17 protein-coding genes are annotated in these 18,517 nt (G+C 35.3%); 5 read left to right on the top strand and 12 right to left on the bottom strand.

Annotated features, from left to right (window positions below):
* Positions 1-86 precede the first annotated feature (86 nt).
* The 3 genes from ACEN4I_RS06035 to ACEN4I_RS06025 form a co-directional block, all read right to left on the bottom strand.
* Positions 87-1,211 carry an AI-2E family transporter gene (locus tag ACEN4I_RS06035; protein WP_407095776.1) on the bottom strand — a complete coding sequence of 375 codons (1,125 nt, stop codon included), beginning with the start codon at positions 1,209-1,211 and terminating at the stop codon, positions 87-89.
* 37 nt (positions 1,212-1,248) lie between these two features.
* Complete coding sequence (locus tag ACEN4I_RS06030) at positions 1,249-2,283, bottom strand: M42 family metallopeptidase (protein WP_407095775.1); 1,035 nt, start codon at positions 2,281-2,283, stop codon at positions 1,249-1,251.
* 199 nt (positions 2,284-2,482) lie between these two features.
* Positions 2,483-4,612, bottom strand: coding sequence for a DNA topoisomerase 3 (locus ACEN4I_RS06025; protein ID WP_407102499.1), 2,130 nt, complete (start codon positions 4,610-4,612; stop codon positions 2,483-2,485).
* A gap of 284 nt (positions 4,613-4,896) precedes the next feature.
* Between ACEN4I_RS06025 and ACEN4I_RS06020 the strand changes: the two genes are divergently transcribed.
* A complete protein-coding gene (locus ACEN4I_RS06020) occupies positions 4,897-5,346 on the top strand; it encodes a GNAT family N-acetyltransferase (RefSeq protein ID WP_407102500.1) in 450 nt (149 codons plus the stop codon).
* Between the two features lie 88 nt (positions 5,347-5,434).
* Here the strand turns inward: ACEN4I_RS06020 and mgtE are convergent, their stop codons facing one another.
* From mgtE to ACEN4I_RS06000, 4 genes are all read right to left on the bottom strand, one after another.
* Positions 5,435-6,796, bottom strand: a complete 1,362-nt coding sequence (mgtE, locus tag ACEN4I_RS06015; protein ID WP_407102501.1) for a magnesium transporter — start codon at positions 6,794-6,796, stop codon at positions 5,435-5,437.
* Between the two features lie 15 nt (positions 6,797-6,811).
* Positions 6,812-7,717 (bottom strand): RluA family pseudouridine synthase, encoded by a 906-nt coding sequence (locus ACEN4I_RS06010; protein WP_407102502.1) that lies wholly within the window; start codon positions 7,715-7,717, stop codon positions 6,812-6,814.
* The gene (locus ACEN4I_RS06005) at positions 7,707-8,519 is read right to left on the bottom strand and encodes an NAD kinase (RefSeq protein WP_407095770.1); all 813 of its coding nucleotides are present in this window, start codon (positions 8,517-8,519) and stop codon (positions 7,707-7,709) included. Before ACEN4I_RS06005 ends, ACEN4I_RS06010 begins: the two co-directional genes overlap by 11 nt.
* A gap of 69 nt (positions 8,520-8,588) precedes the next feature.
* On the bottom strand, positions 8,589-9,176 hold the full coding sequence (locus ACEN4I_RS06000) for a GTP pyrophosphokinase family protein (RefSeq protein WP_407095769.1): 588 nt from the start codon (positions 9,174-9,176) through the stop codon (positions 8,589-8,591).
* 164 nt (positions 9,177-9,340) lie between these two features.
* Between ACEN4I_RS06000 and ACEN4I_RS05995 the strand changes: the two genes are divergently transcribed.
* Together ACEN4I_RS05995 and ACEN4I_RS05990 are read left to right on the top strand one after the other, a co-directional pair.
* Complete coding sequence (locus ACEN4I_RS05995; protein WP_407095768.1) at positions 9,341-9,919, top strand: CYTH domain-containing protein; 579 nt, start codon at positions 9,341-9,343, stop codon at positions 9,917-9,919.
* Between the two features lie 199 nt (positions 9,920-10,118).
* Complete coding sequence (locus ACEN4I_RS05990) at positions 10,119-10,757, top strand: DsbA family protein (protein ID WP_407095767.1); 639 nt, start codon at positions 10,119-10,121, stop codon at positions 10,755-10,757.
* Positions 10,758-10,908: 151 nt separating this feature from the next.
* On the opposite strand, the gene pepF is transcribed toward ACEN4I_RS05990, so the two are convergent.
* The 4 genes from pepF to spxA form a co-directional block, all read right to left on the bottom strand.
* On the bottom strand, positions 10,909-12,732 hold the full coding sequence (pepF, locus tag ACEN4I_RS05985; RefSeq protein WP_407102503.1) for an oligoendopeptidase F: 1,824 nt from the start codon (positions 12,730-12,732) through the stop codon (positions 10,909-10,911).
* Positions 12,733-12,826: 94 nt separating this feature from the next.
* Positions 12,827-14,020 (bottom strand): competence protein CoiA, encoded by a 1,194-nt coding sequence (locus ACEN4I_RS05980; RefSeq protein WP_407095765.1) that lies wholly within the window; start codon positions 14,018-14,020, stop codon positions 12,827-12,829.
* 134 nt (positions 14,021-14,154) lie between these two features.
* Positions 14,155-14,844: an adaptor protein MecA gene (locus ACEN4I_RS05975; protein WP_407095764.1), complete on the bottom strand. Its 690-nt coding sequence runs from the start codon at positions 14,842-14,844 to the stop codon at positions 14,155-14,157.
* 250 nt (positions 14,845-15,094) lie between these two features.
* Positions 15,095-15,493 carry a transcriptional regulator SpxA gene (gene spxA / locus ACEN4I_RS05970; protein ID WP_407095763.1) on the bottom strand — a complete coding sequence of 133 codons (399 nt, stop codon included), beginning with the start codon at positions 15,491-15,493 and terminating at the stop codon, positions 15,095-15,097.
* A 375-nt stretch (positions 15,494-15,868) separates the two neighbouring features.
* Here spxA and ACEN4I_RS05965 point away from each other — a divergent pair, with 375 nt between their 5' ends.
* Together ACEN4I_RS05965 and trpS are read left to right on the top strand one after the other, a co-directional pair.
* Positions 15,869-16,240, top strand: coding sequence for a DUF3899 domain-containing protein (locus ACEN4I_RS05965; RefSeq protein WP_407102504.1), 372 nt, complete (start codon positions 15,869-15,871; stop codon positions 16,238-16,240).
* A gap of 120 nt (positions 16,241-16,360) precedes the next feature.
* The gene (trpS, locus tag ACEN4I_RS05960) at positions 16,361-17,365 is read left to right on the top strand and encodes a tryptophan--tRNA ligase (RefSeq protein ID WP_407095761.1); all 1,005 of its coding nucleotides are present in this window, start codon (positions 16,361-16,363) and stop codon (positions 17,363-17,365) included.
* Positions 17,366-17,434: 69 nt separating this feature from the next.
* Here the strand turns inward: trpS and ACEN4I_RS05955 are convergent, their stop codons facing one another.
* Positions 17,435-18,454 (bottom strand): lipoate--protein ligase, encoded by a 1,020-nt coding sequence (locus ACEN4I_RS05955; RefSeq protein ID WP_407102505.1) that lies wholly within the window; start codon positions 18,452-18,454, stop codon positions 17,435-17,437.
* Between the last annotated feature and the right edge of the window lie 63 nt (positions 18,455-18,517).

The following is an 18,517-nucleotide window of genomic DNA, read 5'->3' as shown; positions in this document are numbered from 1 at the left end:
AATAAAAGTTGTTCTTATTCACAGGTCACAGAATACTACATCTTTCACAAACTTGTCAATGCTTTATTCAGAAGTTCGTGTATTTTTTATTCAGAAGTTCGTGTATTTTTTTTCAAATTCCGATATTTGTATTCTTTTCTAAGCTTGTACATATTGTGAAGATAGCTAATAATAGTTTTGGTCACTGCATAAGTCGGAACAGCTATGATCATTCCCAGCACACCTGATAGATTTCCTGCCACCAATAACAATACGATGATGGTCAGTGGATGGATATCTAAGGATTTCCCTATGATATTAGGTGAAACCAGATTGCTTTCAATTTGTTGAATGACCAATACTACTAGAGCTACTTTCAAAGCTTGAACAGGTGAGATGGTCAGAGCCAAGACAACGGCTGGAGCAGCACCGATAAATGGTCCAAGATAAGGAATGATATTCGTTACGCCGGCAATCAGTCCTAACAGCAATGCATAAGGCTGCCCAACGAGTAAATACCCTAAATAAGTAAAGATACCAATGAATAAACACACTAAAGCTTGTCCACTAATATAAGAAGAAATGGTATTGTTCATCTGTCCCATTAAACCAATCATTTCTGTCCGGTACTCAAAAGGTAAAAACCGAGAGATGGCTTGGGGCAATTTACTGCCATCACGGAACATATAAAATAACATAATCGGTACGGTAACAATAAAAATCGCTGCATTGGTTACGATACCGACTAGAGAGCCCAAACTTGTGGTGACATTTGTGATCAAGAAATTCGAAACACTTCTTATCGTCAATCCAAAAGAATCCACGATTTCAGTAACATCAATTTCCTTAAACCACTCTTGCTCTTCTAATTTGGCTAATTGCATTTCTAAATTATTGACTACTTTTGGCAAGTTCTCCAGTAATTGCCCGATTTGTGTCAGAATGGCTGGAATCAATGTCAAAACCAAAATGATTACAATGCTAATAAAAACCAAGAGTACGATAGGAGTAGCGATTTTTCTTTTGATATTGATTTTTTCCAGTAAAGATACAATCGGAGTCAGCAGGTAATACAGAAATCCAGCAGTTAGAATCGGCATAAACAGTGTAGCTATAAATGTTGTGACGGGGAAAAATAGGAAGTCGATTTTTGTCATAATAAAAATAATGGTGACGACTACCAATAGCCACACTGTCCAGAACATCAACTTAGAATCTTTCATTTTATTCATATTTTGCATTCCTCTTTCGCGAAGGGTCATAAATTTTTTAATTCATTTTTGAGAACAGGTAATTTTCCACTAATTGTTCGGTGGCAACTATCGAGTCATTATGCGTTCTTTCATAGGCGTGGCTAGCATCAATTCCAGCTCCGATCAAGGCATGTCGTACGTCGGCTCCTGCTTTCATAGCTGCTGAAGCATCGCTTCCATAATAAGGATAAATATCTAATTGGTACGGGATTTGATTTTTTTCACACAAGTTAGTCAAGTTTTTTCTAAATTCATAGTGATATGGACCGCTCGCATCTTTCACACAAATGGAAACAGAATATTCATCTGTTTGTTGGTCATCGCCCATAGCTCCCATATCAACTGCTAAATACTCCACTACTTTATCTGAAATATTGGAGTTGCCGCCATATCCGATTTCTTCATTGTTCGAGATAAAAAAATGCGTCGTATACGGCAATTTTCTATTGTCTGTCTTTAATTTCTTCAAGAATTGGATCAAGATTGCTACGCTCACTTTGTCATCTAAGTGACGCGACTTGATAAAACCTGTTTCTGTAATTTCGGTACGAGCATCGAAGCTGATAAAGTCTCCGACTGAAATTCCAAGAGCTTTAGTTTCTTCAGCGTTTGTGATTTTTTCGTCTATTCTAACTTCGATGTTGTCTTGGTTCCTTTCTGCTTCTCCGGCATCTTTATACACATGAACGCTCGTTTGGTGCATCAGGATTGTGCCAGAGTAAGTAGTATCATTCGCAGTATGAATAGTGCAGTATTCTCCTTCAATAGCATTGAATCGAAATCCACCAATCAAATCGATTTTCAAACGGCCATCTGGTTTGATGGCGCGGACCATCGCTCCTAATGTATCTACATGAGCAGTGATGAAGCGTTCTTGTTCCTTGGTTTCGCCCTCTACGGTAACAATTAAACTCCCTTTTCGATTAATAGTCGGTTGATACCCTGCTTTTACCAAGGTAGATTGGATTGACGCAATGATTTCGTATGTATTGCCTGTTGGAGAAGGAATCGTAGTTAGTTTTTTAACGACATCAATTGTTTTTTCAGACATTTATTTAACTCCATTCTATGTAATTTTTTATAATTTTAGTATAAGCTAAAGAGTTTGAGAATGAAAGGCAGGTTTTTGTTTTCAAATTTCTTTTCTTTCGCAAAATCAGTTCTGATCATTTTCCATAACCCCTTTTTAAAAACGATAGCAAAAACCCTTCAACATTTGCCGTTGAAGGGTTTCCTTACAAGCTGCTTACTTATTTATCCGCTTTTTCGTACGGTTTAAATGTCAACTTATACTCTTCATTTAGTATCAGAGCAGCTGAAAATAGTTGTCCATTTTTTTTCTTAAATCCTTTTAATAGTGCAGACTCTCTCTGAGACAGCAGCTTTTTGATGGTAGCCTCAGACAACGTTTTTCCTATAAAACGTTTCGGCAAGGTAAATGAACAACCGTTACTGTATCCCTGACAACCATAAAATTTTCCTTTATCCATTATCGATTTCCCGCATACAGGGCATATTCCAACTTCTTTTTTTGCAGAGGTCGAAGCGCTTATCTGGTCAGACCAGTCACTCCTTTCCATCACTTCAGCACTTGAAACGATGGTATGATGAATAAATTTTTGGATATTCGTCAAGAAAGCTTGTTGCGTACCTTCTTCTTTCTTTATTTTCTTTAAATAGGTTTCCCACTTAGCTGTCATCTCAGGGCTGCTTAATAAGGTATTTTCCACTGCTTGACAGAGTATGACCCCTTTTGGAGTGATCGTCACATTACTTTTTTGAATATCAATGTAGGTTTGTTTTTTTAGTGTTTCAAGGACGTTCGCCCTTGTCGCCTCTGTGCCTATTCCTTCAGTCGCTTTTAAAATTTCTTTTTCTTCTTCATTTTCCAACTCTTTGCCACACGTCTTCATTGCTGTGATTAAAGTTCCCTCTGTGTATGCTTTTGGCGGAGATGTAAATCCTTCTGTTGTTTTTAATTCAGTATCAACAGATTCTTTTTCTCTCAGCAAAGGCAGCTCTGTATTCTCTTCCTTCTCTGTTTTCTGGCTCATCGAAAATTCCAGTCTTCGCCAGCCTTTATCCAGTACCGTTTTCCCTTTACTGATAAAAGGCACTCCCTTAATATCTACAGTAACAACGGTTTCATCATATTGATAATCTGTTTCGAACATGGCTACTGTTCGTTTCAACACCGTAAAGTAAATTTCTTTTTGAATAGAAGAAAGTTTCGTTAATTCTTTTTGTGTCGGTACTTTTTTTGTGGGAATAATGGCATAGTGTTCTTGTACTTTCGATCCATCAACATAACGCTTGCGTTTGCTTTTATTAGGCTGATCAATAGCGTAGTTTAGTACACTTTGATAGCCTTCCAATCTGTCAAGCAGATAATAGAACTCTGAATCTGTAATATGCCGGCAATCACTTCGAGGATAACTCAGTAATTTAGCCTCATAAAGTGACTGTACATGTTTTAACGTGTCTGAAGGGCTCACTTTATATTTCTTATTGACAAGACTCTGTAAGTCGCTTAAAGAAAATAAATATGGCGACGGCTGTGAGATTCTTTTTGTTTTTACCTCCGTGATCGTACCTGGATTATTAGCTAGTAATAGATGCGTTTGTATCAATTCTTGCAATTCTTTTTTTGTTTGAAATTTTTTAGTATATTTGGCTTTAAAGGTTCCATTTTCAGTAGTTACCATAGCGTGTAATTCATAAAAAGGTTGAGGAACAAACGTGTCAATTTCTTTTTGACGATTATAAATCATATACAAGGTTGGTGTTTGAACACGTCCTACACTAAATACCCCTTCGTTAATACCTTTTTTCTGTAGCGATAACGTATACAGGCGAGATAAATTAATGCCCACTAACCAATCGCTGATTTGTCTAGTTTGTGCTTCAATATAAGCAGAATAAAAGTCTCTCCCTTCTCTTAGAGCATTAAACCCTTTTTGGATTTCATCTGCTTCCAAAGAATTAATCCATAATCGCTTGATTTCTTTATTCTCCACTTTTGCTTGATGGATAATTGATCTCGCAATATTTTCCCCTTCTCGATCGCTATCGGTTGCTATAACAATTTGGTCAGCGTCTTTTAATAACTTTTTTACTACTTGAAATTGCTTGGTTTTTCCTCGGCCTACTTTGAATTTAAATTGTTCTGGGATGATAGGCAATTCTCTCATATCCCATTTTTTCCATTTTTCTTTGTATTCATCAGGAGCAGCCAATTCCACCAGATGCCCAAATCCCCATGTGATAATATCAGTGGATGAGTGCAACACGATATAGCCGTCTTTTTTGGAGTATTTGCCAAATGACTCAGCATAGGCTTGTGCTTGTGAAGGTTTCTCTGCTAAAATAACACGTTTCATACTTTTCACATTCCTTAATTCTCTATTTTAATAAATGATTTTTCCTTCATTTTTTTAGACTTCACTTTACCAACTTGAAAATTCTTTTCTAAGTATATAGTACACTTTTTTTACTTTATTTTTGTAAATTCTATCGACATTTAAAATGAATATCCCTTTTTTCAAAAAAATTGAAAGCAGCTACACTATTTTTTATATAGACCTGTACCAGTTTTTTGAATTGTTCTTTTTTTCTGATTGTGTTACTCTAATTAACAACTAATAAGAAAACGGGGCTGATAAAAATGAAGTTCGAATGGACGACTGATCTTGAATCTATTACATATACGGATGCATTATCCATCCGTAAGAAAGTTTTCGTTGAAGAACAAAAGGTACCAATGGACTTAGAAATTGATGAATTAGAAGATAAGACACTTCATGTTGTGGGCTACTCTAATCACGTTGCAGTTGCTACAGCTCGGATGTATGAAAAATCTCCAAAGACTTATAAAATACAGCGCGTTGCAGTAGACTCAGATTTGCGCGGACAGCAATTAGGCGCTCAATTAATGCACGAAGTAGGACGCTATGCTGCTCAATTGGGTGGAGAAGCTATGGTACTTGATGCACAAGACTATGCTATACCATTTTATGAAAAGATCGGATTCCAAATCACGGACAGTGAAGGTTTTATGGATGCGGGAATTCCCCACCATTCAATGAAAAAAGAACTACACCCATCAGAAATTTAAAGATGACGGGGAATTTTTATATTGTAAAACCACCACAAAGGTCGAGCTACAACAGCTCCACCCTTTGTGGTGGTTTTTAATTAGCGGATCAGAGAAAATTTAAAAAATAAGCGGCAATATTAAAATAAATAAATACACTGGTCAAATCACTTAATGTCGTTATAAACGGACCACTCGCTACTGCCGGATCAAATCCCAACTTATCCATCAATACTGGAATCAGGCTTCCTGCTAGATTGGCGATAGTGATTGCAAACAGCATTGCTACTCCAATAACCAGGCCTAGCACAAAGTTTGATTGCCAAATACCGATCAATAAGAAAACAGTGATTCCGGTCACGAGTCCAGTAATGAGTCCTGAAGAAAGTTCTCCCCAAATCATCCGGCCAATTTTGTTTTGTCGATCTTCTTTTTCAGCCAATCTGCGAACAGCTACAGCCAATGATTGCGTTCCTGCATTCCCTGCAGTCCCAGTAATCAATGAAATAAAAACGGCTAAAATACTTGCTTTGCTGACCATAATCTCATAATTGCTGATAAGCGTTGAAGTTCCCATTCCTAAAAATAATAAGGTCACTAACCATGGCAAGCGTTTAGAAGCTACTATAAAGGGATTTTCTGATTTTTCATCTACGTCTACCCCAGCCAAACCAGAGTAGTCACTGGTTGCTTCTTCATCAATAACATCAATAATATCATCAACCGTGATGATTCCCACTAAGCGATCCACTAAATCGATAACAGGAACCGCTAAGAAGTCATAGTCACGAATAGCGTGTGCTACTTCTTCTTGATGATCTGTTACCGTTACAGATTTCAAGCGGGTTCCCATGACATTTCCAACGAGCTCGTCATCTTTACGTGTAATCAAATCTCTTAAAGAAAGTACTCCAACCAGCTGTCTTTTTGCATTTGTCACATATAAATAATAAATGGTTTCGGCTTCTTCTGCTTGTCGCTTAACCTCTACTAAGGCTTCTTTGATCGTTTGATTTGCTGAAATGGATACAAATTCAGTCGTCATAATCGATCCAGCTGTATTGTCTTCATAAACTAATAAATCACTAATTTCTTCCGCCTCATCAAGAGGCATCAAGTCTAGAAATTCTTTTTGTTGTTTTTGCTCCAGCTGATTTAGAATATCAACGGCGTTATCCGTGTACATCTCACTTAACATATCCGCAGCATATTGGATATTCATTTCTTGCAAATAATCTTCGATAAACTCTTCATCTTCCTCTATGGTATCAAATAAATCCGCCATTTCCTCAGGAGAAAGAAAATTATACATCCGTTTTCTTTCTTCTTCTTCTAAGGATAAATAAAATTGGCCTTGATCATAAGTATGCAGTGAAAGAAAATACCTTCTAAAATTATTGATATCGCCGTCTGCTAAATACTGTTTTAAAAATTGTAATTTATCCTCTAATCTTTCAGGGGTTTCTTTCACTTTGTTTCTTCCTTTCTACGAGGTGATGCCATGAATCTGTTGTAATCTCCAGTTTTGAATATCTTTAGGGTAGTCTGCTATCAGAACAATTCTTTCTTTTAAGAACGGATGATAAAAAGACAGCTCTCGACAATGCAGAGCTTGCCTTTGAACACACTTATTTTCTTTTCCTCCGTATAATGAATCCCCCATCAATGGAAAACCTACTGAACTAAAATGGACTCTAATTTGATGTGTACGTCCTGTATGCAGTTGGATGTCAACTAAAGTATTTTTTTCAAATTCTTCCTTTACCCAATACTCCGTTAAAGCTGGTTTGCCACTTTCATGGACTCTCCGTGTAATAATAGAATCACTTGTACGGGCGATTGGTGCGTCTATATGTCCATGCTGCTTTTTTAAGTGCCCAGATATGATGGCAGTATATTTTTTTATGACTCGTTTATCTCTCAGCTCTTGATCAATCAGTGCATGAGCGTAGCGATGTTTAGCGAAAAACATCAAACCTGATGTATCGCGATCCAACCGTGAAACGATATGAATCACTTTATTCGGGTATTCTTTTTGATTAAAATATCCTTTTACTCGATTAGCCATGGTATCTTTTGGATGGACGTTCGAAGGAATAGAAGCTACTCCTGCTGGTTTATTGACAATCAAAAAGTGATCGTCTTCAAACGCGATATCTATTGGCAGATCCGAGGGTTCGATATTAGGCGTTCCTTCATCATCCGGAACGGTGATTTGTATATGATCATTAAATGACAGCTTATAAATAGACTTTGTTTCTTTCTGATTGACTTCTATTTTGCCGCCTTGAAATTTCACTTGAGCCAACAAGCCTTTAGAAACACCTTGCTGTTTTAAAAAAGTTTTTACTTGCATCGGTTCTTTTTCTTTGTATTGCCAACTAAACATCATACTTTTGTTTCGCTCCTAAAAATCCTGCTTCTACGCGGTTCCAAAAATGGGTATGGCGGTAGCGTGCAAAATGTATTCTTTCTTCAGCCACACGATAAGACAATTCTACGATGTTTTTCTCTGAAGAGGTGAGGTGATCAATCGTTAACACAAATCCTTCAGAAGTTACTGGTTTTAACGTCAACCATTCATCTGTAGGGATAATCATCGGTGAACTTAATGTGCGAAATACGCGATTGTTTATCGAAGCTATTTCTGCGATTTGGATAGCATTGATTCTGGGATGAATAACAGCTCCCCCAACAGATTTATTGTATCCAGTCGATCCTGTAGGTGTTGAAACACACATTCCGTCACCTCTAAAACGTTCAAAAAATTCATCCTTAATATAAACATCACAGACCATCGTACCATCAACACGCTTAATGGCAGATTCATTCAATGCTAAAAAGTGAGAAGGTTCTTTACGGCTTTGGTAAGTTGCGGACACATCTAGTAAAGGATAGCTCACACTTTCACCTTTATCTCTGATCAAACTTTCCACAAGTTCTTTGATTTCAAAGTCTCGCCAATCCGTATAGAACCCTAAGTGTCCAGTATGCACCCCTACAAATCGAACTTGATTCAACATATGGGCATAGCGGTGAAAAGCAGACAACAATGTCCCATCTCCTCCTACTGTTACGACTACATCTGGATTTTTATTGTCTAATTTCAAACCAGCTTTTAAAGCTAATTCACGAAATTGTTTTACTAATGCAACTGATTTTTCACTCTCATTACTTACAATCCCTATATTCACAGTTGACCTCCTTATGTCCAATTATTTTGTGACTGTCGGTGCTTATCCTATAAGAATTTCAGACACATTTTATCGTATTTCTTCTCTGATTTGCGACATCTCTTCATCCAATCTGAATGCTGCTTCAGCTGCTCTTTCAAGACGAGATCTAAGCTCTTCAGGTAAATCATCTTGGTATTTATAGTTTAACGAATGCTCAATAGTCGCCCAAAAATTCATCGCCAACGTTCGAATTTGGATTTCCACTAAGATGTTTTTTTCCCCATCTATCAACTGAACAGGATACTCTATAATAATATGATACGAGCGGTAGCCGCTATCTTTTTTGTGTAAAATATAATCTTTTTCTTCTATAATCGTCATATCTTTTCGTTTTTGAATCAACGCTACTATATCGTGAATATCGTCTACAAATTGGCACATTATACGCAATCCAGCAATGTCTTGCATTTCATTTTCTAAATTTTCAAACGAAATGTTCCGCAATTCCATTTTACCTAAAATACTGTCAACTGGTTTGACCCTGCCAGTGACAAATTCTATTGGATTATGCATATTTTCTGCATGGTATTGTCTCCGCAATCCTCTTAGTTTCACTTTCAACTCTTCTACAGCTTGTGAATAAGGAGATAAAAATTCAGTCCAATTTTCAATCATAGCAACAACCTTCTTTATCGTTCTTGTCTTTTAAGCTTTCATAAGCTTCCAATAATATTAGTTTACCATATTTTGAATTAAAGAAGAAACTTCGCGTAGCCTTATTCTATGTTAAACTAATTTAGATAGCAAAACCTGACTAGAGATATGAAGGAGAGTTTATAATGAGCGAAGAACTAGAAATTGAATTTAAAAATCTATTGACTGAAACTGAATATTTATCTTTACTCCATTCGCTAGGAGCCAAACAATCCGATTTTTTCACTCAAGAAAATTATTATTTTGATACTCCTACTGAGGCATTGAAAACTTTGAATGCCGGACTTAGAATACGGATTTTACCGTTTGCAGCAGAATTGACGTTAAAGACTCCCTATGGACTTCACTTATTGGAAACCACAGATAACTTAACACTCGCTGAAGCTTCTCATCACATCACCAACCACACGATCAAAGCAGATGGAGCTGTAGGAACTAAGCTTTCTGAATTAGGAGTGGGCGTGAACGATCTCTATTGCTTTGGTTCTTTAAAGACTGTCCGATTTGAAAAAAAAGTTCCTGAAGGATTGATCGTCTTGGACAAAAGTTCGTATGTTGGCAAAACTGACTATGAATTGGAGTATGAAGCACCTGATCATGAAAGCGGAATAGCCTTTTTTAATGCCTTTTTAACCAAGAATCACCTTTCGAGAAGAATCGGAAAAAACAAAATAGCTCGTATGAAAGATGCCTTAAATAATTAATTGTCAAAACTTGTGACTTCATCAAAGCATTGGTATATCGGTACTTTACCAATAATTGTGGCAAGTTTGTTACAAGGCTGACAACTTTTTTCAAAAATCAGTTCAGTCAATTACTATTTTTCTTCTATTTTTGATAAAGTGTCTATGTTGCCACAAAGAGTAGGCACAAACAAAAATATAAAATGTAAGGTGAAGATGAATGCTTACTACAAACCAAGTGATTGAATTTTATTTATTTATTAACCCTATGGACAAAGACAGTTTTGAAAACATCCAAAATATATTAACCTTTACAAAAACGAGACAAGAAAAAGTCAAATTGCACATTTTGCCGCTTTTAAATTTACCAAGTTTTAATCACTTTATGTACAAAAACAATCTATCAGAAAAAGATTTGGATATGAGAAATCAATTATTCTCTCAAACTTACGATATGTGTTTAACTTTTATTGCTGCTTCCATGCAAGGCAAGAAAAAAGGACGCAATTTTTTATTGCATTTACAAGAAGCCCTATTTGACCAAAACCGTTCTTATTCTGAACAATTGATTCTAGAAATTGCAGAACAAACAAAAGTCGATATTCCAATGTTCATTGAAGACAAAGCATCTGACTTTGTAAAAGCAACTTTCTCTTCTGATCAAAAAGTTGCTCGTGAAATGAACGTTGAAACTACTCCTTCTTGTGTGATGTTTAATGATTCTATGTATGAATATGGTTTATTATTAGAAAACAAAGTTTCTTACTCATTATTGAATAACTTATATTCTATTGCTCCAAATCAATTGGATACGGTTATTGAAAAAAATATTTTTCCAACATTAAGAGTGTTAAACTAATCCATTATTCCACTAGAACTGTTTCTTGCTATAATTCTTCGCAGACTTTGATTTAGCCAATCGAAGTCTTTTTTTATTCTTCAAAAAAAGGATTGAGACAAGTATCTCAATCCTTTTTAATATCTATTTTAGTTATCATCAGTAAAAAAACTTATTCCTCATTCTTCAGTTCTTTGACTAATGCTTCTAATTCATTTAAGCGTCTTTCAAAGACGTTCATGGCTTTTTGAATGTATTCTTTTTCTGTCATGTCTACGCCGGCTTTTTTCATCACTTCGATCGGGTAATCACTATTTCCGGATTTTAGATAAGTTAAGTATTTATCTAATGCTCCTTCTTCTCCATGAATGATTTTATCTGCTAAAGCTGTAGCTGCAGAGAAACCAGTAGAATATTGGTAAACATAATAATTGTAGTAGAAATGGGGTATTCTAGACCACTCATAAGCAATTTCCGGATCTTTCTCAACTGCAGGTCCATAATAACGAGCATTTAAATCCCCATAATAATTGGTTAAGAATTCTGCCGTTAAAGGTGTCCCCTTTCTGGCTTCTTCATGGATTGTATGTTCGAATTCAGCAAATTGAGTTTGGCGGAAGACAGTTCCTTTAAAACCATCTAAATAATGGTTTAAAATGTAGATACGGTCTTTAGGATCCGTAACAGTTTGAAGTAAATATTCAGTTAAAATATTTTCATTTGTTGTAGAAGCAATCTCTGCTAAGAAAATAGAGTAATCTCCATAAACATACGGTTGGTTATCTCGCGTAAAGTAGCTGTGAGCACTATGTCCTAACTCATGAACTAATGTGTATAAATTGTTTAACGAATCATGCCAGTTCAATAAGATATATGGATTAGTAGTATATGCTCCCGAAGAGTATGCTCCACTACGTTTTCCGCTATTTTCAACAACATCGATCCAACGATTTTTAAAAGCTTCTTCTAATACAGATTTATACTCTTCTCCTAATGGTTGAAGAGCTTTCATCGTTTCTTCTTTGGCTTCTTCATAGCTGTACTTGATTCCAGCTTCACCAGTAATTGGTGTATACATATCGTACATGTGTAATTTATCTAAACCAAGCAACTCTTTTCTAAGAGCCACATAGCGATGCAGTAATGGCAAGTTTTCTCCTACAACTTCCAATAAGTTATCATGTACCGATTCAGGAATATGATTGTTTGCTAAAGCTGATTCACGTGCTGAACCATAATTGTGTACTTTAGCATTGTAGTTGTGGTATTTCACATTAGATCCTAATGTACTCGCAAAAGTATTTTTTAGTCCTTGGTACACTTCATACAATTTTTTAAATGCTTGCTCACGAACAGAACGATTGGTGCTCTCTAACAATTCTCCAAAGACTCCATGAGATAGCTGCACGTCTTCTCCGTTTTCATCTTTGATCACAGGAAATTGGATATCCGCATTGTTTAAGACGCTAAACGTTTTGCTTGAAGCTCCAAAAATTTCACTTGCACCAGCCAATAATGCTTCTTCATTAGCCGATAGAACATGGGCACGATTGTCTGTCATTTGATTGATAAAGTGACGGTATAACTCTAAGTCTTTGTTCTCATCAAAATAACTAGATAATTGAGCTTCAGGCAGCTCCAACACTTCAGGTTCGAACCAAGCCATCGCTTCCCCTGCTTTTGACGCCAATAAAGATGCTGAATCATACATTCCTTGATATTGAGAATCCGCTGTATCTTGATCATTTTTCAAATGCGCATAAACATAAACAGTCTCCAATTGATTAGAAACAGCTAACAAGGTCTCTATAGCTTGTTGAAAAGTTTCAGCATTCTCTTGCAATCTTCCTTTATAACTGGTGATGTTAGCTAGACTGGACTCTACTTGTTGATAAGCTTTTTCAAATTCAGTATCTGTTTGAAAAATAACCGTTAAATCCCACGTTAATTCCTCAGGTATTTCGTTTCTTTTTGGTAATTTGTTTGTCTCACTCATGACATGACCTCCTAAATTTTCATCACTTTTTAATCTTACCATAATTTTCTTATAAATGAAGTCTCATCATTTAATTTTCATCCTTTTTTAGTTTTCATACCATTCGCTTCAAAGTCAGCACTTCTTTTTTTAAATCCATTTTTTCGAAATCTTCTAGTTTTTCTCTTTCATTCCGATAATAATGAGGTGTTCTAAGAATGATCCATTCCGTTGCCGAAAGAGATGCAAGCAATTTATTTTCCACCAAACAAAACAAATACTGATACAGATAAGCTTCTTTGGCATTATCTAGTAGACAAGGAGAATGGAAAAATTCAATTTCTTTTTGGTGTTTCATCTCATCTATTTTCTCCTCAATGTCTTTTTTTGAAAGGACAGCTCCTACCCCTTTTCCTTCAATCCATTCTAATACGATAAATTTCCAAAAATGCGGAATAGTCCTGATCAGTATTTCATTTTTGATTGGCAGATAAACTTCTCGTGGTAAAGAAATAAGAGATTGTCCATGATAATAAATGTATTTTTGAAATTCTACCATTTTTGGATTTTGATAAATGCGACCTTTGACTAAATATTCATGACTTTTGGTAAAGGAAAAATCACTCTCTTTCTGTTTCTTAAACGGATTTAAATATTTTATGGAATCGTCAAATGAGAAAGTTAGTTTATCTAAGGGTATATTCTGCTTTTGATATCGAGGATACTGACCCGGTTGACATAAAGAAATACGAAAGCAGACTTCAATTCCTCTTTTCTCAACATTCAAGCTTACATAATAGAGACCAAGCAACTGTCTGTATCTCAGGAAAAGTTGTTGGAATGGAGTCAATCTTTTTCTCAACTGGAATTTACTGCCTGTAATCCAGATTACTTCATATCCATTCTTCTGGTACCCTTCAGTTCGCTCAATCATTTTTTCCATTGATAGAGAACTGCATTGAAATTCTATTGCAACAGGGTGTTGACTAGTCGGCCAAATCAGTAAATCAGGTCTTTGTTTCAATTCAGGCAAATAGGCTTCTAACTGGCACGGTATATTCTGTTTTTTAAACCAATCATACAACAATTTCTTCCCTGACAAATGTTCTTCAGTTTCTCCTTCTGAAAAAACCGAACAATTATTTTGGGTATAATGCGCAAAATGAGCTTGCATAAGTTTGCCTTTTTTCAAAAAAACAGCTTCACGACAGCCCGGACAAAAAAAAGCTGCTTCTGTTTCTTTTTCCTTTCCTTTTTCGACTTGATCCGCAGTAACGTGACAATTTTTTGCATCCAATGCTACAAACATACCTATACACTCCTTAGTTGCGACTAGTTTATTTCTTATACTATACGCAAAAAAGAAGAATTTTTTTTAAGGTAAAAAAAAATAAGATAAACTAAAGTAGCTTTGTCTTATTTTTCTCTTTATTCTATTTTCTGTTAATTGAAATAGTAGCGCGTTAATTCTAATGCACTTTTTTCCATGATTCTTTTTCCGTACTCTTCCAAAATACTGCTTGTAACAGTTGTATGTTTAGCAAATTCCAGTACCAATGCTAATTCACGATCTGGGTTTTCAACTGGCATCTCTTCTGTAAAAAACACCAATTCTAGATAATAATGATCCTTGTAGAAATAAACATTTGATACACCATTTTCTAAATACAACATTCTAGACAACCCAATAAAATCTTCAAACTCTTCGAATTCAAATACAAACTCTTTGGTTCGTTTGGTAATATCATTTAGATATGAATCAATTTCATCGATCTCTTCAATCTCATCTATCTCATTTTCTAGATTATCACCCGTTATTTTATTTTGAATGTACTGAGCCATATCCTCTCTGCTGAAACCATCAGCAGTTGATAAATCTAAATGGTCAGTCGATGGATTATCCTTACTGATGTATAGTTCCAGACCGCTTCCTTTTGGCAAAACCTGAAAGGTAATGGCATCAGATTCATGGAACTGTTCATCAATATCCACCTCTTCTAAAATACTATAAAAGAAATGTTCAATTTGTTTACGGTTACCTAACAGATCTAAAAATTTAATTCCTCTTGCTTCCAAATCAGAGTGCTCAATTTCTACTCGTATGGTGTCCTCATCAATTCGTTCCATATCCATAGTCTTACACCTACTTTCTATGCAATTCTAAAGAATTGCTGGCTAAAAAGCTCAATTATCTTATAAATTTATTGTATAGTAAAATATCTAAATGTAAAGTCAAAAATCTGAATTCAGCTTTGAATGATATAAAAAGAGCCAGCCCAATTAATTTGGCACCAGCTCTTTAAGTTTTTTAATTCGTTATATCTCACGTAAATTTATGGTAGCTAACAGCACGTATTGATCTTCTTCTTTTGAGTCGATCTATTCAAATGCCTGCAATGATTTGAGCTTTTTGCAATTCTAATGCACGAACTTCTCTTGGTAAGAAACGACGAATTTCATCTTCGTTGTATCCAACTTGCAATCTCTTTTCATCTACCATAATCGGACGACGTAATAAACCTGGATTATCTTGGATAAGATTAAATAATTCTTGTAAAGTCATATCTTCTAAATCCACATTTAACTCTTGGAAAGCTTTTGAACGAGTGGAAATGATTTCTTCTGTACCGTCTTCTGTCATACGTAAAATAGATTTTATTTCTGTAATCGTTAATCCTTCAGAAAAAATATTTCTTTCTACATAAGGAATGTCATTTTCTTCTAACCATGCTCTTGCCTTTCTACATGAAGTGCAGCTGGGTGATGTAAATAATGTAACCATATGTATCTCTCCTTTTGCGTTTCTCTATTTTCTTGGTCTGTTCCTCAATTACTACCTTACAACAAATAGTATAACGAACTAAGTTTCTAAAGTCTACCCTTTTTTGACATCTTTTTGTCAAAAATTGTTTTTTTTTTTGTGTCTTTTTGGTAAAAATAATTCGTCAGTTCACATTTTTCATTAAAAACCCCTTTAGAATAAGAGTTATACTTTATTTATGTATATTTATAATAATTATAAATAAGTATTAATTTCATTTTAAACTGCTTTATAAGTTTGTATTATTCACTTTAGCAATGTGTTAAAATAAAGGCATTGCTGTCACTAATCGGCAATGGATTAGAACATCATTTTAATTTTACGAGGAGACTTATAATGAACTATTATAAACATCCCCCATTTTTTACCTTATTGGTTTTGATCGTTTGTATCCTACTTCAACCAGTCTTTTATAAAACCATTAGTCTATTGTATACCATCAATTTAACATTTTTATTTTCCGCTTTATTTTTATTTATAGGTTTTTTCTTGGCTATGGTTTCTCTGGGAACTTTTGATTCTACGCAGTTATTGTTCCACCACATCTTTAAACGACGTTTATCTGCTTCCTCGTCTCAATCAACCCAACCAAAACCTGCTCACTATTGGTCACAAAAAGTAGGGAAATCTTATTTGTTTCCATTAAATATAGGCTTTACATTGTTTGTTTTATGTATGTTTTTTTTGGCTATCTATTATTTGTTTTAAAATTTCGAATCATAATTCTATCGAGTTTATGAAAATTTTGCGTTTTTACATAACAAAGTCTGTTTTTTTTGTTATGATATTTAAGAAGTATGAAATGCACATATACAGGGAGTGTACAGAATGACAAAAACTATTTTTTCAGGTATCCAGCCTAGTGGAACACCTACCATAGGAAACTATATTGGAGCGATGAGACAGTTTATTCCGTTACAAGAAGAATTCAATTGCTTCTATTGTATCGTTGATGAACATGCCATCACAGTTCCACAAGACCGTCTAAAATTAAGACAACAAACGAAAAGTTTGGCCGCTCTCTATTTAGCTATTGGATTAAATCCAGAAAAAGCGACTATCTTTATTCAATCTGAAGTATCTGCACATGCAGAAGCTGCTTGGATCGTTCAATGCAACACGACAATTGGAGAATTGGAACGTATGACTCAATTTAAAGATAAATCGGCTAAAAACGGAAAAGCTGGTGTATCAGCTGGACTTCTTACCTACCCGCCACTAATGGTAGCAGACATCATATTGTACCAAGCGGAATTGGTGCCTGTAGGAGAAGATCAGAAACAACACTTAGAATTGACTCGTGATTTTGTTCAACGTTTCAATAACCGTTACGGAAACAACAATGAAATCTTAACTTTCCCAGAAGTTCATATTCCTGAAGCAGGCGGCAGAATCATGAGTTTGCAAGAACCCACTAAAAAAATGAGCAAATCAGATGAGAATCAAAAAGGGTTTATTTCTATGCTGGATGAACCAAAAGTGATTCGTAAAAAAATCAAAAGCGCTGTGACGGATTCAAGCGGAATTATTGAATACGATCCAGAAAACAAACCAGGTGTCTCTAATCTGTTGACTATCTTCTCTTCTTTTACAGATGAGCCAGTGGCTTCCATTGTAGAACGTTATGAAGGTGTAGGATATGGACAGTTTAAAGAAGATCTAGGAGAAGCAGTCGTTGCTGTTTTAGAACCCATCCAACAGCGTCACAATGAGTTGTTAACGTCAGAAGAGTTAGATACGGTTCTGGATAAAGGTGCAGAAGCTGCTCGATTTGTTGCCAATAAAACATTGCGCAAAATGAAAAACGCTGTGGGATTAGGCCGCAAAAGATAAATGAATACAAAAAAAACAGTCTGTTTTTTTTGCCAAATCATGGCGTAAAAGAACGGACTGCTTTTTTGCTTAATACATTAAATGAACTAATTCTTCTTTTGTCACATCACCAAAATATTTTTTGATGTCTATATTGTCTAACACTGCCGAAATTTCCTTAGCGTCATATTTAATACCGACTAATTTTTCTTCTACATCAGAAATTTCACCTAGACCAAAGAAGTCTCCATAAATTTTCACTTCTTTGATGACTCCTTTTTCAACGTTTAACTTCACATCTATTGAACCAATAGCAAATCTTTGACCACGTTCGATGTCAAAATCAGGAGATCTTCCATAATTCCATTCCCAATTTCCTGTATATTCTTTTGAGAATTTTTCAATTTTTTTCCAGTCTTTTTCCGTCAATTTGTACTCTTTTGCTTTTTCAACAGAGTCCACATCATAAATATTCAACAACAATTTTTCACGGAATTGTTTTGTATTCATGTACTGATACTCATCCGACATAAACGGTTTGATGTTGGTTACGCGACTTCTAACAGATTTGATTCCTTTAGATTCTAATTTTTCTTTTTTCGGTTTCAATGCTTTTACAACTGCATCAATCTCACTATCAAACATGATGGTTCCATGAGCCGTCATACGTCCGTTTTTAGAATACATCGCATTTCCAGAGAATTTTTGACCATTGATCAGTAAATCATTACGCCCTTTTAATTCTGCACCTTCAACACCAATTTTATGCAATGCGTTGATTACAGGCTCAGTAAACTTGCTGAAATTACGGAAAGAATCTCCGTCATCTTTAGTGATAAAACAAAAAGACAAGTTTCCATAATCATGGTATACAGCTCCACCGCCAGAAAAACGACGGACAACATGAATATTGTTTTGCTCCACATAATCACGGTTTACTTCTTCGTAAGCATTTTGATTTCTACCGATAATAATAGAAGGTTCGTTAATATAGAACAATAGGATTGGTTCGTCTAAATGGACTTCGTTCAATAAATAATATTCAATAGCTAAGTTCAAACGGGGATCTGTCACTTCTACCCCATTGCGTTCGTTTTTAACATAATACACATTGCATTCCTCTTTTCTTTAAGTAACCGCTTGTCTAAAAGCCTCTCCCTTAAAAGTTCTTAA

The organism is Desemzia sp. FAM 23990 (assembly GCF_045528485.1).
Lineage (GTDB): Bacteria > Bacillota > Bacilli > Lactobacillales > Carnobacteriaceae > Desemzia.
The sequence above is the reverse complement of the archived record's forward strand: the minus strand, read 5'-3'. Positions and strand labels throughout refer to the sequence as shown.